The following is a 15833-nucleotide window of genomic DNA, read 5'->3' as shown; positions in this document are numbered from 1 at the left end:
GGTGCGCGTGGTCGATCCGGAGCGGTTTCTGGCAGATTTGCATGAGCTGCGCAGCTTTGGGGCTGCGGGCGTGGGCAAGGGCGTGGTGCGCCCGGCCTATTCGGAGGCGGACATCGCGGCGCGGCAATGGCTGGCCGAGCGGATGCGCGACACCGGGTTGCGGGTCGAGGTCGATCCGATGGGGAACGTCTTTGGCCTGGCCGAGGGCCCGTCGTTGCTTCTGGGGTCGCACAGCGACAGCCAGCCGGAGGGAGGATGGCTCGATGGTGCGTTGGGTGTGATTGCGGCGTTGGAGGTGGCGCGGGCGTCTAGGGCGGCGGGTGGCCCGCCGGTCTCCGTGGTGTCGTTTCAGGATGAGGAGGGGCGGTTCGGTGTGACGACCGGCTCGACCGTCTGGTCGGGGCTTTTGCCCATCGAGAAGGCCGACGGGCTGAAGGACCACGTCGGAGTGACGCTGGCGGACGCCCGTGCTGCGATGGCGGGGATGGTGACAGGCGAGGTCGATCCGGGGCAGTTCACCGGGTTCATCGAGATGCATATCGAGCAGGGGCCGACGCTGGATACGACAGGCGAGCAGATCGGCGTGGTGACGGATATCGTCGGCATTCGCGATATGAAGATCACCTTCGAGGGCCAGCAGAACCACGCGGGCACCACGCCGATGCATCTGCGCAGAGATGCGTTTCAGGCGGTTTCGGCCTTCAACAGCCTGTTGGAGGAGCGGCTGCGCAACGTGGTGACCCCACAGACGGTCTGGACGATTGGGCATGTGAGCCTGCACCCAAATGCGTCGTCGATTGTGCCTGGGCGGGCGGTGTTTTCGATGCAGTGGCGTGACGCGGATGCGGACCGGTTGGTGCGCATGGAGGCAATCATTCGCGAGACGGCCCAGGATGTGGCGGCGCAAAGGGGCATGCAGCTGTCTTACGGGCCGATGCTGGGGTTGGAGCCGGTGCACATGGATGCGCATCTTCAGGATGCGTTGGGTCGGGCCGCGCGGGTGCACGCGCCGGAGACCTGGCGCAAGATGCCGTCGGGCGCCTTGCACGATGCGACGAATGTGTCGCGGCTGATGCCGGTGGCGATGTTGTTTGTGCCGTCGATTGGTGGGGTGAGCCACACGTTCGAAGAAGATACCGATGAGGCAGATCTGGTGGTTGGGTTGAAGGTACTGGCGGAGGCCGTGCGCTCTCTGGCCTAGGGCGGCCTGAAAGCCCGCCCTACCTGTCTGTTTCGAGCGCCTATTGCCAGGTGACGTCACCGAGAAAAATGTAGCCTGCGCCGTAGATCGTTTTGATCAGCTGTGGGTTCTTCGGGTCCTCGCGCAGCTTGGTGCGCAGGCGGGAGATGCGCACATCCATCGCGCGGTCAAAGCTTTCGCTGGCTGCACCGCCCAAATGGTCCTGCATCTGCGCGCGGCTGATCAGGCGTTTGGGGTTTTCGAGGAACAGGCGTAGGACTTCGCCCTCGGCGTGCGAAAAGGGTGTTTGCTGCCCCGCGTCGTCTTCCAGCACGTATTGATCGAAAAGCACCTGCCAGCTCGCAAACCGGGCGGTCTGCCCCGTTGTGGGCGCGGGTTTGGAGGTGCGCAGGCGGGCACGGATGCGGGCGACAACCTCGGCCGGGTCGAAAGGTTTGATGATGTAATCGTCTGCCCCAAGTTCCAGTCCAGTGACCTTGTCTTGCACCAGAGCTCGCCCGGATATGATGATCACGATGGCCCCTTGCTCGAGCGCCAGCTTGTGCACCAGCGTCAGACCGTCTGTATCCGGCAGCGAGAGATCCACAAGGCAGACATCGGGCTGGTGCTGTGCAAGGGCGGCGGTGAAGGCCTGCGCGCGACCGAAGCTAAGGGTGCGGAAGCCCGCGTCCTCCAGTGCGTCGGTGAGCATGGTGCGGATCGCCGGTTCATCGTCGAGGATGGTGACAAGAGGCGCGGTCATGAGGCGATGGTCTCGGTCGTCGGCTGGCCCAGAACGGCGCTGACATCTTCCGCCGTGAAGGGTTTTTGCAGCAGCGGTGCGGTCTTCTGCGCGGTCTGGAACAGCGGATCGTCAGGGGGCAGCGAGGTCATCAGCACCAGGGGTACAGTGCCCGCTAGCCGCGTCGCGAGATCGATGCCAGTGGCCTCGCCCGCGAGCTGGACGTCGGAGAGCACCAGCGAAATCTCAGGCAGGTCTGCCATCAGGGCGCTGGCCTCATCGGCGCTGACCGCTTCGATCACCGCGTGGTTCAGACCGGTCAGCATCTCGCGGTAGAGCGCGCGCAGGTCGTCGCGGTCCTCCACCAGCAGCACCAGGGCTTGCGCGGCGTCCACGGCGGGGCGGTAGGGCAGGCGCAGCACCACACGCGCGCCAGTCTCGCAGTTGTCCAGCCGCAGATCACCGCCCGCCAGCTTCGTCATGTCGTAGACCATGGGCAGGCCGAGGCCGGAGCCTTCTGCGCCTTTGGTGGTGAAGAACGGGTCGAACCCGTGGCTGAGCGCGCGTTCGGAGAAGCCGGGGCCGGTGTCGGTCACTCGCCATTCGATCCAGGTGTCGTGCACGATGCGTTGGGTGACGCGGATCTGGCCGGTGGCCCCACAGGCATCGCGAGCGTTCAGGATCAGGTTCAACAGGCTGTCGGTGGCCATGCCCGCATCGAGCATCACGGTCCGCTCGGGGGCTGCGCTGTCGATGGTCAGCGTGACGCCTTCGGGCAGCGTGTGGTCGGCCAAGGTACGCAGGTTCTCCATCAGGTGTTGCAGGTTTGTGGCCTTGGGCCGCAGGGCGCGCTCGGCGGTCATGCCCGCGATACTGCTCAGCAGCGTGCCGCCCCGTCGGGCCGCGGTGAGGGTGCCCTCGGCCATTGCAATCACATCGGGGGCGAGACCGTCTTGGCGCAAAAGCTTGGACTGCAGCCCAAGGATGATGGTCAGCAGGTTCGAGAAATCGTGGGTGAGCCCACTGGTCATCTGCGCAGCGAGTGCGCGGCGCCGGGTCTGTTGCAGAGCGACGCGCGCCTGCATCTCGGCGGTAACATCCATGGAGAGGATGTAGACACCACCCCGCGTGTCTGGTGTGAAAGCGACCCGGATCCGCCGGGCGCTGGCGTCATCGGTGAACTCGAAGACCGAGGGCTGGCCGCCGTAGGCGGTGCTCAGATGCGGCGCGATCCGGTCATAGGCGGAGGCGCCAAGCGCGTCGCTGATGTGCATCCCGAAGATGTCGGAGGGACGGCCGGGGATCACGGTGCTGAGTTGTCTGTTCGAATAGGTGTAGTGGCCCGACGCGTCTACATGCGCGATATGCGCGGGCATCATTTCCGTGGTCAGCCGGGTGCGCGCCTCGATCTCGGTCAGTTCGCGCTTGGCTTCCTGAAGCGCCGCGTTCATCGCGGCAAGCGCGCGGTTGGTGCTGGAGAGCTCCTCGGCGTAGCTGTTGAGCTGGTCGGACAGCTCTTCAGAGCGGCTTTGCAGCAGCGCTTCTTGCCGCTTGGTGCGCGTGATGTCGGTGTAGACGGTGACCCAGCCGCCCTGAGGCAGCGGCGCGCCCTCAACACTGATGATCCGGCCGTTGGAGCGGGTGCGCTCCATGTAGTGCGGCTCAAACGCGCGGGCCTGTTCGACCCGCTCAGCGATGAAGGTCTCGATGTCAGGCACATCCCCGTATTCGCCGCGGTTCACCAGATGGCGGATCGTGTCCTCGAAGGTCGCACCAGGGGTGACCAGCGCATCGGGCAGGTCGAACATGCGCTGGAACGGGCCGTTGCAGACCGCCAGTCGCAGAGCGGAATCGTAGATCGTGAGAGCTTGGCCAATCAAGTTGAGGCCTGCGGCGGTCAATTCCTGTGTTCTGGTCTCTGTGAGGGCCAAACCTGCTCCTGTCTCCGGATGCTGCGCCGCGCGATCCTATCACGGAATGGCGCGGGGAAAATCCGATTGTGGTGGGCGAGGTGGTCAAGGGACTGCTGTAACAATTCGTAAGGATTGAGAAATCATGACGAAAAAGTTGACGCCGAGCCTAAAACGCACATTGTTAACGATACGACCGCGAGAACGTGGCACTTGTCTCGAAAAGGCAAGGTCTGGGAGGACATGAGTTGACTGAACGCCCGAAAGGCGCTGACGGACCACAGTCCGTTCCGGCGCTGCTGCACCGCAATGCCAACGAGTTTGCGAACGCGCCTGCGTATCGCGAGAAAGAGTATGGCATCTGGCAAAGCTGGACCTGGGCCGAGACGCGCGACGAGATCGAAGCGCTGGCGCTGGGGATGCTTGATCTGGGCGTGGCAGAAGGGGATTTCGTTGCGATCATCGGGCGCAATCGGCCCTATCTCTATTGGTCGATGGTCGCAGTGGAAATGTGCGGCGCCGTACCTGTACCGCTCTATCAGGACGCGGTGGCGGAAGAGATGGCCTATGTGCTGGGCCACTGCGGCGCACGCTTTGTCATCGCTGGCGATCAGGAGCAGGTGGACAAGGTTATCGAAGTGCAGGCGGAGCTGCCGAATTTCGAGCAGATGATCTATCTCGATCCCCGGGGCTTGCGGAAATATGACCATTCTCGCTTGCATCAATACAGCCACATTCAGGATGTTGGGCGCGCCAAGCGCGATGAGCTTTTGGGCCAGCTTGACGCGCGGCAGGCGCGGTTGGACTACGACAGCACCTGCGTGATGCTCTACACCTCCGGCACCACGGGCAAGCCCAAGGGCGTGGTGCTGAGCAATAGCAATGTGATCGAGACCTCGAAGTCGTCCTCCGAGTTTGATGATCTGCGGCAAAGCGATGATATCCTTGCCTATTTGCCGATGGCCTGGGTCGGCGATTTCATTTTCTCGGTCGGGCAGGCGATGTGGACAGGGTTTTGCACCAATTGCCCAGAGAGCGCAGACACGATGCATGTGGACCTGCGCGAGATCGGTCCGACCTATTATTTCGCGCCGCCGAGGGTGTTCGAGACGCAGCTGACCAATGTGATGATCCGCATGGAGGACGCGGGTCGTTTCAAGAAGTGGCTCTTTGACGTCTGCATGGCGCAGGCCCGCAAGGTAGGGTCGGCCATTCTGGATGGGCAACCCGTCAGCCAGTGGGACCGGTTCAAATACAACCTCGGCGAGCTCTTTATTTTTGGGCCGCTGAAGAACACGCTTGGGTTCAGCCGGGTCCGCGTGGGCTATACGGCGGGCGAGGCGATTGGCCCGGAAATCTTTGATTTCTATCGCTCGTTGGGGATCAATCTCAAGCAGCTCTACGGTCAGACGGAGGCCACGGTGTTCATCACCGCGCAGCCGGATGGCGAGGTGCGCAGCGATACGGTGGGCGTGTGTTGCCCTGGTGTGGAGCTGAAGATCGCGGAGAATGGCGAAGTGTTTTATCGCTCGCCGGGGGTCTTCGTTGAGTATTATAAAAACGCGGAAAGCACGGCCGACACCAAGGATGCGGAGGGCTGGGTGGCCACGGGCGATGCGGGCTTTGTCGAGGAGGACACCGGGCATCTGCGCATCATCGACCGCGCGAAGGATGTGGGGCAGATGGCGTCAGGTGCGCTCTTTGCGCCGAAGTATGTGGAGAACAAGCTGAAGTTCTTCCCCAATATTCTGGAGGCGGTGGTCTTCGGGAACGGGCGGGATGAGTGCACGGCCTTCATCAACATCGACCTGGCGGCAGTGGGCAATTGGGCCGAGCGGAACAACATCGGCTATGCGTCGTATCAGGAGCTCGCGCGGCACCCGCAGGTGATGGACACCATTCAGGCCCATGTGGAGGAGGTGAATGCCTCCGTGGCGCAGGACGAAATGCTCTCGGGCTGCCAGGTGTACCGCTTTGTGGTGTTGCACAAGGAGTTGGATGCAGATGATGGCGAGTTGACCCGGACACGGAAGGTACGCCGCCGGATCATTGAGGAGAAATACGCCGATATCATCGCAGCGCTCTATGACAGGTCATCGTCGGTCAGCACGGTCACGGAAGTGACTTATGAGGATGGGCGCAAGGGGTCGATCTCGGCGACGTTGGAAGTGCGGTCAGCCGCTGTGCGGGCGGCCGCTCAGAAGATGGCGGCGGAATGATGTGGTCGACGTCTTACGTTGCATGGCGCGTGCTGGGTTTCTTGGCTGCCGTGCACACCTATATCGACAGCCAGATACTACGCATCGGTTTATGGAAATCTATTGGCCTAAGTATCTTATTCGGTGGTTCGCTCCTTTGGCTTCACGCACCGGTCTCCTCGCCTTTTGTGATTTTTTGCGTGTTTCTGGGGCTGATGATGGCGCGCGACGCAATCCGTCGTCCGGAGGGCTTTCGGCCGTTTGGTATATTCGAAACAGACGAAGCAGAAGAGCGGCAATCACTCCGGTTCGCTGTGGTGGGAAGCGCGCCACTTTTGGGATATATTGCTTTTGGCCTGCTCAATACCTACTGGTTTGCGTCTGGGGAGGCCAGCTGAGTGACTAATCAGATCGATGTTGCTTCCACCGTGTCCGCCTTTTTGCGGTCAGATAATTGTAGCCTGATCATTGTACGCGGCGCTGACGGCGCGGCTGATGTGAAACCGGGTGGAAAAGCCGTGCAGCGTGGCGTCGATGTCGCGGATGGCTTCGGCGCGGCTGAGGCCGCGGCGTTTGCGTTTGGCGGCCATCGACATAAGGCAGGTACGTTCCCAATCGCTGTGCATGGTGACAGTCCTTTTCGCTGCTCCCGCAGCGACCATAGGCCGAAAATGGTTAATACATCGCGGAGCCGTCGTGCGGTGGGGGTAAGATATGCTTGACCAAACCGAAGGGTACACCACAGAGGACGGCCGCAAGATTGGTGGCGTCGTCATGGAGATGAGCAATATCACCCTGCGGTTTGGCGGCGTTGAGGCCATCAAGGATATCTCCTTTGACATCCGCGAGGGGGAGATCCGGGCGATCATCGGGCCGAATGGGGCGGGCAAATCCTCGATGCTGAATGTCATCTCGGGCTTCTATGTGCCGCAGGAGGGACAGGTGTTCTACAAGGGCGCGCCACGCCCGCCGATGAAGCCCTATCAGGTGGCGCAGCAGGGGATTGCGCGGACGTTTCAGAATATTGCGCTCTTTGAGGGCATGTCGGTGCTCGATAATGTGATGACCGGGCGGCTGACCAAGATGAAGACGGGGCTGTTTTCACAGGCGCTGTGGCTGGGAAAGTCCGAGAAGGAAGAGACGGAGAACCGGGAAGTCGCTGAAAAGATTATTGATTTTCTGGAGATTCAGGCGATCCGCAAGACGCCGGTGTCGCGGCTGCCCTATGGGTTGAAGAAGCGGGTGGAGCTGGCGCGGGCGCTGGCGGCGGAGCCGTCGCTCTTGCTGCTCGATGAGCCGATGGCGGGCATGAATGTCGAGGAGAAAGAGGACATGAGCCGCTTTATTCTCGACGTGAATGATGAGTTCGGTACGACCATCGCGCTCATTGAGCACGACATGGGCGTGGTGATGGACCTGAGCGACCGAGTGGTCGTGATGGACTACGGCAAGAAGATCGGGGACGGGACGCCGGATGAGGTGCGCGGAAATCAGGCGGTGATCGACGCCTATCTGGGGGTCGCCCATGACTAAAATCCCGGGGCATCTCTGCGGCTGGCCTGCAGTCCCGTGGAGGCCTTTTGCTGCGGTTTTGTGCAGTTTCTGGTGCATTTCGCGCCGGGTGCGCGCCCTTTGTGCACCCCAACCATACCCTCACGAACCTTCTCTTTCTGTTATATTTTTTGAACAATCCCACAGTCATCGGCGGATTGTTTCCATGGTACCAAGGCAAGATGGGCAAGAACCCGCTTTGTCTGCCGGCGGTCCTGTCCTTGAGCAATCATCGGCACGGTTTCGCCGGTGTCAGAGAGCAGACGGACAATGGATACCGTTTGGAGGGTACATATATGAGTAAGTGGTTGTTAGGGGGCGCTTTCGCCCTTGGAAGTATCGTGTTCACGGGCACGGAGGCCGAGGCGGCACCGACGTTCTGCGGCGCGCCGACACCGGGCTTGCAGGAAACCTGCGATCTTTACCATTCCTATTGCGCAGCCTATCTGGAGGATCCGGCCTCGCTGGACCGGTCCACTTTGCGCGAAATTCCCAGTGGGGCGAAGGCGCGGTTCGCGGCGAGCGAGCTCACGCAGGTTACGCTGGGGTATCTGACCACGCCAAACCCGCAGGTCGCTGTGGTCTATGGCGATGACTACCCGTCGTGTGAGCTGTTGATGACAGGCATGCAGTATTCGGACCTGCTGCTTGCCTACCGCGATTGGCGCGAGGGGGAAGGGGCGCAGTTTGCGGCCACGGCCCCGTTCGAGCCGGTCTCGAAGCGGGAGATGCCGCGTGCCTATGCGGCCGTTTTCCTGGCCGCCCCCCGTGAGGACGGGCGGGTGACGGAGATCACCTTGAACTGGAACCTGAGCGAGGTGGGGCTGACCCGTCTCAAAGTCTCGTATCAGCCGGAGCGCGAGCACACGCGGCTTCTGCTGGGGCAAGGAGCAAACTGATGCCGGAACAGCTGGCCTTTACCATCGAGGTATTTCTGAACGGGCTCATGGCGGGGGTGCTCTATGCGCTCGTCGCCTTGGGCTTCGTGCTGATCTACAAGGCCAGCGGCATCTTCAACTTTGCGCAAGGGGTCATGGCGCTGTTTGCGGCCATGACCCTTTACGGGATCATGAATGGGCAGGTGCCGTTTGCCCATCTGATCAATGCGATTTTCGGCACAGAGATACATTATTTTGGCTGGGAGTTGCCGGCGCTGCTGGCGATTGTCATGACCGTAGGGGTGATGATCCTGCTCGCCTGGATGGTCCAGCGGTTCATTTTCCGCTACCTCGTGGGGCAGGAGCCGATCATCCTCTTCATGGCCACCATTGGGCTCGCGTATTTCCTCGAAGGGGTGGGCGACTTGATGTGGGGTTCCGACATCAAGACGCTTGAGGTTGGCCTGCCTCAGGGCATCAACGAAACCATCGACGAGGTGACCTTTGGCTGGTTCGGCTATGGTCTATTCATCGACAATCTGGACATCATTGCCAGCATAGTGGCCATCGCGCTGGTCGCCGCCTTGGTGGCCTTCGCGCAGTACACAAAACAGGGCCGCGCGATGCGGGCGGTGGCGGATGACCATCAGGCGGCATTGTCCGTCGGCGTGTCGCTGAATTTCATCTGGATACTGGTGTGGTCGCTCGCTGGTTTCGTTGCTTTGGTGGCGGGCATCATGTGGGGCGCGAAGTCGGGGGTGCAGTTCTCGCTTAGTCTTATCGCGTTGAAGGCGCTGCCGGTGCTGATGTTGGGGGGCTTTACCTCGATCCCCGGCGCGATTGTCGGCGGGTTGATCATTGGAGTGGGGGAGAAGCTATTCGAATTCTGGATTGGTCAACCCTTCTTGGGCGGTGCCACCGAGAACTGGTTTGCTTATATGCTGGCACTGCTCTTCCTGGTGTTCCGGCCGCAGGGTCTTTTCGGAGAGAGGATTATCGAGCGTGTTTAGGGCGTCTTACTCCTCTAGGCTTCGAAACAGCGCGACTGTAAGCGCAGCGAGGATCGTGACGCCGAGCGTGAGCGCGAGATTTATGTCCCCGAAGAACAGCAGGGCAAAGCAGAGGCAGACACCGATGATGCCAAGACAGAGCACAAGCCCGAAGCCCCAGGTCATGGTGCTGGACAGCTCTCGATCGCGTGGCCGCTCCGGGATGTCGACTGGGACGAACTCCGTCTCCACCACGTCGACGCTGTCGATCAGGGCAGCGCGCTGTGCCGTGTACTCAACGTCATTGATGTCGCCCCGCGCCAAACGGGCATCCAGCTCGCGTAAGTCTTTCAAGATGGCCGTCATCGATCCCACTCCAGCCCCCATGGTTCGAAGTGACAGCGCAAATGGGGCAAAATTGGGAAACATTGTGAAAGAATGTGACGCGGTTAACGCGGGTCTTGCTTTGGGTGGGGGGCTCCGCCCCCCTGCGCGCCTGACGGCCCGTACCCCCCCGGAGTATTTTGGGAAGGGTGAAAGCCCAGACAGTGTCGGGGGAAGGTAACCAGATGTTTTATCGCGAAGCTGGAGATTTCAGCACCACATATCCGCAGGACAGCCAGACCTTTCCGATCAAGTTCGACCGGTGGCGGTATTATGCGGTGCTGTTCGTGGCGGTGGTGATCATCCCGTTTGTGATCAATGACTACTGGGTCAATTCGATCTTCATGCCCTTTCTGATCTATGCGATTGCGGCGATCGGGCTGAACATTCTGGTGGGATACTGCGGGCAGGTGAGCCTGGGGACGGGCGGGTTCATGGCCGTGGGGGCCTATGCCTGCTACAAGCTGATGACCGGGTTTCCCGAGGTCAGCATGTTCATTCACGTGCTGCTGGCGGGCGGGATCACGGCGATGGTGGGCGTGCTTTTCGGCCTTCCGTCCTTGCGGATCAAGGGGTTCTATCTGGCTGTGGCGACGCTGGCCGCGCAGTTCTTTCTGGTGTGGCTCTTCAACAAGGTGAGCTGGTTTTACAACTATTCGGCGTCCGGGCAGATCAACGCGCCGGAGCGGGATGTGTTTGGGATCCTGATCACCGGGCCCAATACGGAGGCCTGGGCGACCTATATGTTCTGCCTGATCTTCACGATCTTCTCGGCCGTGGTCGCGCGCAACCTCACCCGCGGGGCGGTGGGGCGGCAGTGGATGGCCATCCGCGACATGGACATCGCCGCCGAGATCATCGGGGTGAACCCGCTGCGCGCAAAGCTCACGGCCTTCGCGGTGAGTTCCTTCTTCGTGGGCATCTCGGGGGCGCTGTTCTTTGCGGTCTATCTGGGGGCTGTGGAGGTGGGTGAAGCCTTTGGCATCACCAAGTCGTTCCTGGTGCTCTTCATGATCATCATCGGCGGTCTGGGCTCGATCTTCGGCAGTTTCGCGGGGGCGGCGTTCCTGGTGCTGCTGCCGGTGCTCCTGAAGATCATCGGGGTCGATTGGCTGGGCTGGCCCACGGATATCGTGGCGCATCTCAACCTCGTGATCGTCGGCGGGCTGATCGTCGTCTTCCTCATCGCGGAACCGCATGGGCTGGCGCAGCTTTGGCGGGTGGCCAAGGAGAAGCTGCGGCTGTGGCCGTTCCCGCACTGAGCAGCTGACAGGTGGGGTGGGCTTTCAGGCCACCCCTAGTCGAAAAGAGCGCCGGGCCACCGGCACATCGGACAAAAAACCAAGGGAGGTATCACCGATGAACTACAAACTGGGTACATGGGCCGTGGCGGGCCTGATGGCGGCAAGCCCCGTGATGGCGGATCTTGTCTTTCCATCCTTAAGCTATCGCACCGGACCATACGCGGCGGGGGGCATCCCCTTTGCCGACGGCTATGCGGATTACTTCACGCTGCTCAACGAACGCGATGGCGGTATTGGCGGGGTCATGACCCGCGTGGTGGAGTGCGAGACGGGCTACAACACCGAGAAGGGGGTGGAGTGCTATGAGAGCACCAAGGGCGAAGGCGCGCTGGTCTATCAGCCGCTCTCGACCGGGATCACTTATCAGCTGATCCCGAAAGCGACGGCGGATGACATCCCTATCCACTCGATGGGCTATGGCCGGACTTCAGCGGCCAACGGCGATGTGTTCAGCCATGTGTTCAACTATCCGGCCAACTACTGGAACGGCGCCTCGGCGGCGGTGAACCACATTCTGGACGTGAACGGCGGCGATATCTCGGGCAAGAAAATCGCGCTGGTCTATCACAACTCCGCCTACGGCAAGGAGCCGATCCGCACGCTGGAGAAGCTCTCGGAGAAGCACGGGTTCGAGCTGGTTTTGCTGGCCGTGGATCACCCTGGGCAGGAGCAGAAATCGCAATGGCTGCAGATACGTCGCGAGCGGCCGGACAATGTGATCATGTACGGCTGGGGCGTGATGAACCAGGTGGCGATCCAGGAGGCGGCGAACATCCGCTTCCCGATGGAGAATTTCATCGGCATCTGGTGGTCGGGGGCCGAGATCGACGTGAAGCCGGCGGGCGACAAGGCCAATGGCTACAAGGCGCTGTCCATGTCTGCCGTGGGTGATGACTTCCCGCTTTACGATGATCTGAAGCAATATGTGGTTGACGCGGGCAAGGCAGCGGGGGCGGGCGATCAGCTGGGCACCGTGCCTTACAACCGCGGGCTCTATGCGGCGATGCTGGCGGCGGAAGCGGTGAAGGTGGCGCAGGAGATGCATGGGGAGGCTGACATCACCTCCGGTATGATGCGGGACGGCATGGAGAACCTGGTGATCACCGAAGGCATCATGGCGGCCAATGGCGTGCCGGGCTTCGGGCCGGAGTTTTCGGTGAGCTGTCAGAACCACGGTGGTGACGGGCTTGTGGCTGTGACCCAGTGGGATGCGGCAGCCGGTGAGTTCGTGCAGATCGCCGATTTCGCGCCGACGGATATGGAGATTATCCAGCCGCTCATTGATGAGGATTCCGCAGCCTATAAGGCGGAGAACAATATCGCGAGCAACTGCAACTGATGCGGTTCGCCCCGGCGGCGGCGCGGGCTGCCGCCGGGGGATTTTGAGTATTTCTGGAAGGGTGAAGCCCATGCTGGACGCAGAGCCTCAGGCACAGGTGGCGGCGGAGACCGTGCTCGATGTGAACAACATCGAGGTGATCTATAACCACGTGATCCTGGTGCTGAAGGGGGTGAGCCTGACCGTGCCGAAGGGCGGGATCACCGCGCTCTTGGGCGGCAATGGGGCGGGCAAGACCACGACGCTGAAGGCAATCTCAGGGCTCCTGGCCTCGGAGCGCGGCGAGGTCACCAAGGGCTCGATCAAGTATCATGGTGAGGCCATTCATCATGCGGACCCGGCGGAGACAGTGAAGCGCGGGGTGGTGCAGGTGATGGAGGGGCGGCATTGCTTTGAGCATCTGACCGTCGAGGAGAACCTGCTCACCGGGGCGTACACCCGCAAGGATGGCAATGCGGCGATCCAGGCGGATCTGGAGATGGTTTACAACTATTTCCCTCGGCTGAAGGAGCGGCGGAGGTCTCAGGCGGGCTATACCTCGGGCGGCGAGCAGCAGATGTGCGCCATCGGGCGCGCGCTGATGTCGAAGCCGGAGACGGTGTTGCTGGATGAGCCGTCGATGGGTCTGGCGCCGCAGTTGGTGGAGCAGATTTTCGAGATCGTGAAGTCGATCAACGAAGAGCAGGGGGTCACGATCCTGCTGGCCGAGCAGAACACCAATGTGGCGCTGCGCTTTGCGCATTACGGCTATATTCTGGAGTCGGGCCGTGTGGTGATGGACGGGCCTGCGGCGGAGCTGCGGGAGAACCCGGATGTGAAGGAGTTTTATCTGGGCATGTCGGAGGAGGGGCGCAAATCCTTCCGCGACGTGCGCAGCTATCGCCGGCGCAAGCGCTGGCTGTCCTGAGAGGGGGATGTCATGAGAAAGCTGGGTATGGCTCTGGCGGCGCTGCTGTTGGCGGCGCCGGTCTGGGCGGAAGAGCTGGTGCAGCGCGAGGTGCTGAACACGCAGCCGTTGAGTGGGGATGATGGCATGAAGGTTGTTGTCTCGGAACTGAAGCTAATGCCGGGTGGGCGCATTCCGCTGCACACCCATCCGGGCGACGAGCATGCGGTGATCGTCGTGGGTGGCTTGGCGCTTTTGCCCAACGGCAAAGAGGTGGCGTTCGCTGCTGGCACGCCGATGTTCTTTCCCGAAGGTCAGGTGCATGGCGGGGTGAAGAACGTGGGCGACGCGCCGATGGAGATTGTCACCACCCATATTGTGCGGGCCGATGCGCCTTTCACCGTGGCGGCGGAGTGAGATGAGCGGGTTTTACGACGATCTGGAGGTGCGCAGTGCCGATGCGCGCGTTGCGGCGCAGAGCGCGGCGCTGGTCGCACAGGTGGCGCGGGTGCGGGCGGCGGAGGGCAATTGCCTTCCAAGCGATGTGACGGTTGCGGGGCTGGAGGATTTGGTAAAACTGCCGGTGCTGCGGAAGTCCGATTTGGCGGCATGGCAGGCGGACAAGCCGCCCTTTGGGGGCATCCCCGTGGCCAACGTGGCGCATGTGTTTCAGTCGCCCGGGCCGATCTATGAGCCCGGCGGGGTGAGCCACGATTGGTGGCGCATGGGGCGGTTTCTGCATGCGGCGGGGATTGGTGCGGATGATGTGGTGCAGAACTGCTTTGGCTATCACCTGACACCGGCGGGCATGATCTTTGAGAGCGGCGCGCGGGCCGTGGGCGCGCAGGTGCTGCCTGCGGGCACGGGGCAGACGGAGCTGCAGGTGCAGGCCGCCGCGGCCGTGGGCACGACGGCCTATGCGGGCACGCCGGATTACCTGAAGGTGATCCTCGACAAGGCGGAGGCGATGGGGGTGCGTCTGGGTATCACCAAGGCCGCCGTGGGGGGCGGTGCGCTCTTCCCGGCGATGCGGGCGGAGTATGCGGACCGCGGAATCGCCTGCCTGCAATGCTATGCGACGGCTGATCTGGGCAATATCGCCTATGAGAGCCCGGCGATGGAGGGGATGATCCTCGATGAGGGGGTGATCGTGGAGATTGTCACACCCGGCACCGGCGATCCGGTGGCCGAAGGCGAGGTGGGCGAGGTGGTGGTGACCACGCTGAACCCGGATTATCCGCTCATCCGCTTTGCGACCGGGGATCTGAGCGCTTTCATGCCGGGGCAGAGCCCCTGTGGGCGGACGAATATGCGCATCAAGGGCTGGATGGGCCGCGCCGACCAGACCACCAAGATCAAGGGCATGTTTGTGCGCCCCGAACAGGTGGCGACGCTGGTTGCGCGGCACGAGGAGATTGCACGCGCGCGGGTGATTGCACGGCGCGAGGGGGCGCAGGATGTGATGACGGTCCAGCTGGAAGCGGCGGGCGGCTCGGCTGAGCTGTTCTCGCGCAGTGTGATCGACGTGCTGAAGCTGAAAGCTGCGGTTGAGGTGGTTCCACCCGGCAGCCTGCCGCGCGACGGGGTGGTGATCGAGGACCAGCGCAGCTACGAGTGACTGAGCTTCCGCCGCAGCTGGTCTATGACGCCGATGAGGTTGCCGAGGCGCGGCGGCTGGTGATCTGCGCGCCGGGCGCGCTCACCCGTGTTGAGATTTTCGATCCTCTGCGCGCCTGGCGCGACGGCGGCTGGGCGCCGGTCTTTTATCCTTTCCCGGGGCTCGATGGCCGCCCGCTGGCACCGCCGCTGGATATCCAAGCGGCAGCAGAGGAGATCGCGGCCTTCGCCCGGGCGCAGGCAGGCAAGCAGGTTTGCCTGCTGGGCTTCTCCACAGGGGGGGCCATCGTGATAGAGGCGGCGACGCGGCTTGGGCCCAAGGTGCGCACCGTGGCCATTGCCCCCGGCCTGCCGCGGGCGGGCGGATGGCGGACGATGCTGGCGGCGACGCGCGATGTGCTGGGGGCGGCCTTGCGAGTGCGCTCCGTCGGGGTGCGGCGGGTCTGGCTGGAGTACTACCGGGTGCTGCTCTTCGGGCGCCGCGTGCTGGCGCATTCCGACACGCGGGAGACGAGCCGCACACTCACCGCCGCGCGGGCGGCGCGCATGGTCTACCCCGAGGGCGGGCTTCTGCGCGCGCATGCCACGGGTCTGAAACGCTGGGCCGGGCCGCGCAGGCGGCTGCCGGTGCCGGGCCATGTGACTTTGCTGGTCGGCGATGCCGATCCGGTCTTTTCGACAGCCCAGACCCGCCGGTTTGCCGAGGCTCAGGGCGGCCTGGACGTACGGGTGTTCCCCGGCCACGGGCACATGCTGTTTCTGACTGAGCCCTCTGTTTTCGACATCGCGCGTGAGATTTTCGAGGGGGACCCGCCTGCACCTGCTGGTGCCTCTGGTGTTTCCGACTGAATTTGT

16 protein-coding genes are annotated in these 15833 nt (G+C 62.4%); 12 read left to right on the top strand and 4 right to left on the bottom strand.

The annotated features are described in order from the left end of the window. Position 1: 1 nt before the first annotated feature. A complete protein-coding gene (locus So717_RS04260; RefSeq protein ID WP_159974976.1) occupies positions 2–1201 on the top strand; it encodes a Zn-dependent hydrolase in 1200 nt (399 codons plus the stop codon). Positions 1202–1241: 40 nt separating this feature from the next. On the opposite strand, the gene So717_RS04255 is transcribed toward So717_RS04260, so the two are convergent. Both So717_RS04255 and So717_RS04250 read right to left on the bottom strand, forming a co-directional pair. Next, positions 1242–1943, bottom strand: coding sequence for a response regulator transcription factor (locus tag So717_RS04255; protein ID WP_159974975.1), 702 nt, complete (start codon positions 1941–1943; stop codon positions 1242–1244). Beyond that, positions 1940–3853, bottom strand: coding sequence for a PAS-domain containing protein (locus tag So717_RS04250; protein ID WP_159974974.1), 1914 nt, complete (start codon positions 3851–3853; stop codon positions 1940–1942). Before So717_RS04250 ends, So717_RS04255 begins: the two co-directional genes overlap by 4 nt. A gap of 227 nt (positions 3854–4080) precedes the next feature. Here So717_RS04250 and So717_RS04245 point away from each other — a divergent pair, with 227 nt between their 5' ends. Both So717_RS04245 and So717_RS04240 read left to right on the top strand, forming a co-directional pair. Next, positions 4081–6051 carry an AMP-binding protein gene (locus So717_RS04245; protein ID WP_159974973.1) on the top strand — a complete coding sequence of 657 codons (1971 nt, stop codon included), beginning with the start codon at positions 4081–4083 and terminating at the stop codon, positions 6049–6051. Continuing rightward, on the top strand, positions 6048–6428 hold the full coding sequence (locus tag So717_RS04240) for a hypothetical protein (protein WP_238840670.1): 381 nt from the start codon (positions 6048–6050) through the stop codon (positions 6426–6428). The genes So717_RS04245 and So717_RS04240 overlap by 4 nt, the downstream gene beginning before the upstream one ends. A gap of 48 nt (positions 6429–6476) precedes the next feature. Here So717_RS04240 and So717_RS04235 read toward each other — a convergent pair whose 3' ends face one another. Continuing rightward, entirely contained in the window at positions 6477–6656 is a 180-nt protein-coding gene (locus tag So717_RS04235) for a hypothetical protein (RefSeq protein ID WP_159974971.1), read from the bottom strand. Between the two features lie 88 nt (positions 6657–6744). Between So717_RS04235 and So717_RS04230 the strand changes: the two genes are divergently transcribed. From So717_RS04230 to So717_RS04220, 3 genes are all read left to right on the top strand, one after another. Then, complete coding sequence (locus So717_RS04230) at positions 6745–7563, top strand: ABC transporter ATP-binding protein (protein ID WP_159974970.1); 819 nt, start codon at positions 6745–6747, stop codon at positions 7561–7563. A gap of 314 nt (positions 7564–7877) precedes the next feature. Next, positions 7878–8480, top strand: a complete 603-nt coding sequence (locus So717_RS04225) for a hypothetical protein (RefSeq protein WP_159974969.1) — start codon at positions 7878–7880, stop codon at positions 8478–8480. Continuing rightward, complete coding sequence (locus So717_RS04220; RefSeq protein ID WP_159974968.1) at positions 8480–9469, top strand: branched-chain amino acid ABC transporter permease; 990 nt, start codon at positions 8480–8482, stop codon at positions 9467–9469. Before So717_RS04225 ends, So717_RS04220 begins: the two co-directional genes overlap by 1 nt. 6 nt (positions 9470–9475) lie before the next feature. Here So717_RS04220 and So717_RS04215 read toward each other — a convergent pair whose 3' ends face one another. Next, complete coding sequence (locus So717_RS04215) at positions 9476–9814, bottom strand: SHOCT domain-containing protein (RefSeq protein ID WP_159974967.1); 339 nt, start codon at positions 9812–9814, stop codon at positions 9476–9478. Between the two features lie 203 nt (positions 9815–10017). Here So717_RS04215 and So717_RS04210 point away from each other — a divergent pair, with 203 nt between their 5' ends. The 6 genes from So717_RS04210 to So717_RS04185 all read left to right on the top strand — a co-directional run bounded on the left by So717_RS04210 (position 10018) and on the right by So717_RS04185 (position 15827). After that, positions 10018–11094, top strand: a complete 1077-nt coding sequence (locus tag So717_RS04210) for a branched-chain amino acid ABC transporter permease (protein WP_159974966.1) — start codon at positions 10018–10020, stop codon at positions 11092–11094. Positions 11095–11191: 97 nt separating this feature from the next. Continuing rightward, positions 11192–12475: an ABC transporter substrate-binding protein gene (locus tag So717_RS04205; RefSeq protein ID WP_159974965.1), complete on the top strand. Its 1284-nt coding sequence runs from the start codon at positions 11192–11194 to the stop codon at positions 12473–12475. Between the two features lie 70 nt (positions 12476–12545). After that, the gene (locus So717_RS04200) at positions 12546–13382 is read left to right on the top strand and encodes an ABC transporter ATP-binding protein (RefSeq protein ID WP_159974964.1); all 837 of its coding nucleotides are present in this window, start codon (positions 12546–12548) and stop codon (positions 13380–13382) included. A 12-nt stretch (positions 13383–13394) separates the two neighbouring features. Further along, positions 13395–13778, top strand: a complete 384-nt coding sequence (locus tag So717_RS04195; protein WP_159974963.1) for a cupin domain-containing protein — start codon at positions 13395–13397, stop codon at positions 13776–13778. A gap of 1 nt (position 13779) precedes the next feature. After that, positions 13780–14979 carry a phenylacetate--CoA ligase family protein gene (locus So717_RS04190; RefSeq protein ID WP_159974962.1) on the top strand — a complete coding sequence of 400 codons (1200 nt, stop codon included), beginning with the start codon at positions 13780–13782 and terminating at the stop codon, positions 14977–14979. Next, the gene (locus tag So717_RS04185; protein ID WP_159974961.1) at positions 14976–15827 is read left to right on the top strand and encodes an alpha/beta fold hydrolase; all 852 of its coding nucleotides are present in this window, start codon (positions 14976–14978) and stop codon (positions 15825–15827) included. Before So717_RS04190 ends, So717_RS04185 begins: the two co-directional genes overlap by 4 nt. Positions 15828–15833 lie beyond the last annotated feature (6 nt).

Origin of the sequence: Roseobacter cerasinus, from assembly GCF_009811755.1 — a bacterium.
GTDB lineage: Bacteria > Pseudomonadota > Alphaproteobacteria > Rhodobacterales > Rhodobacteraceae > Roseobacter > Roseobacter cerasinus.
The sequence above is the reverse complement of the archived record's forward strand: the minus strand, read 5'-3'. Positions and strand labels throughout refer to the sequence as shown.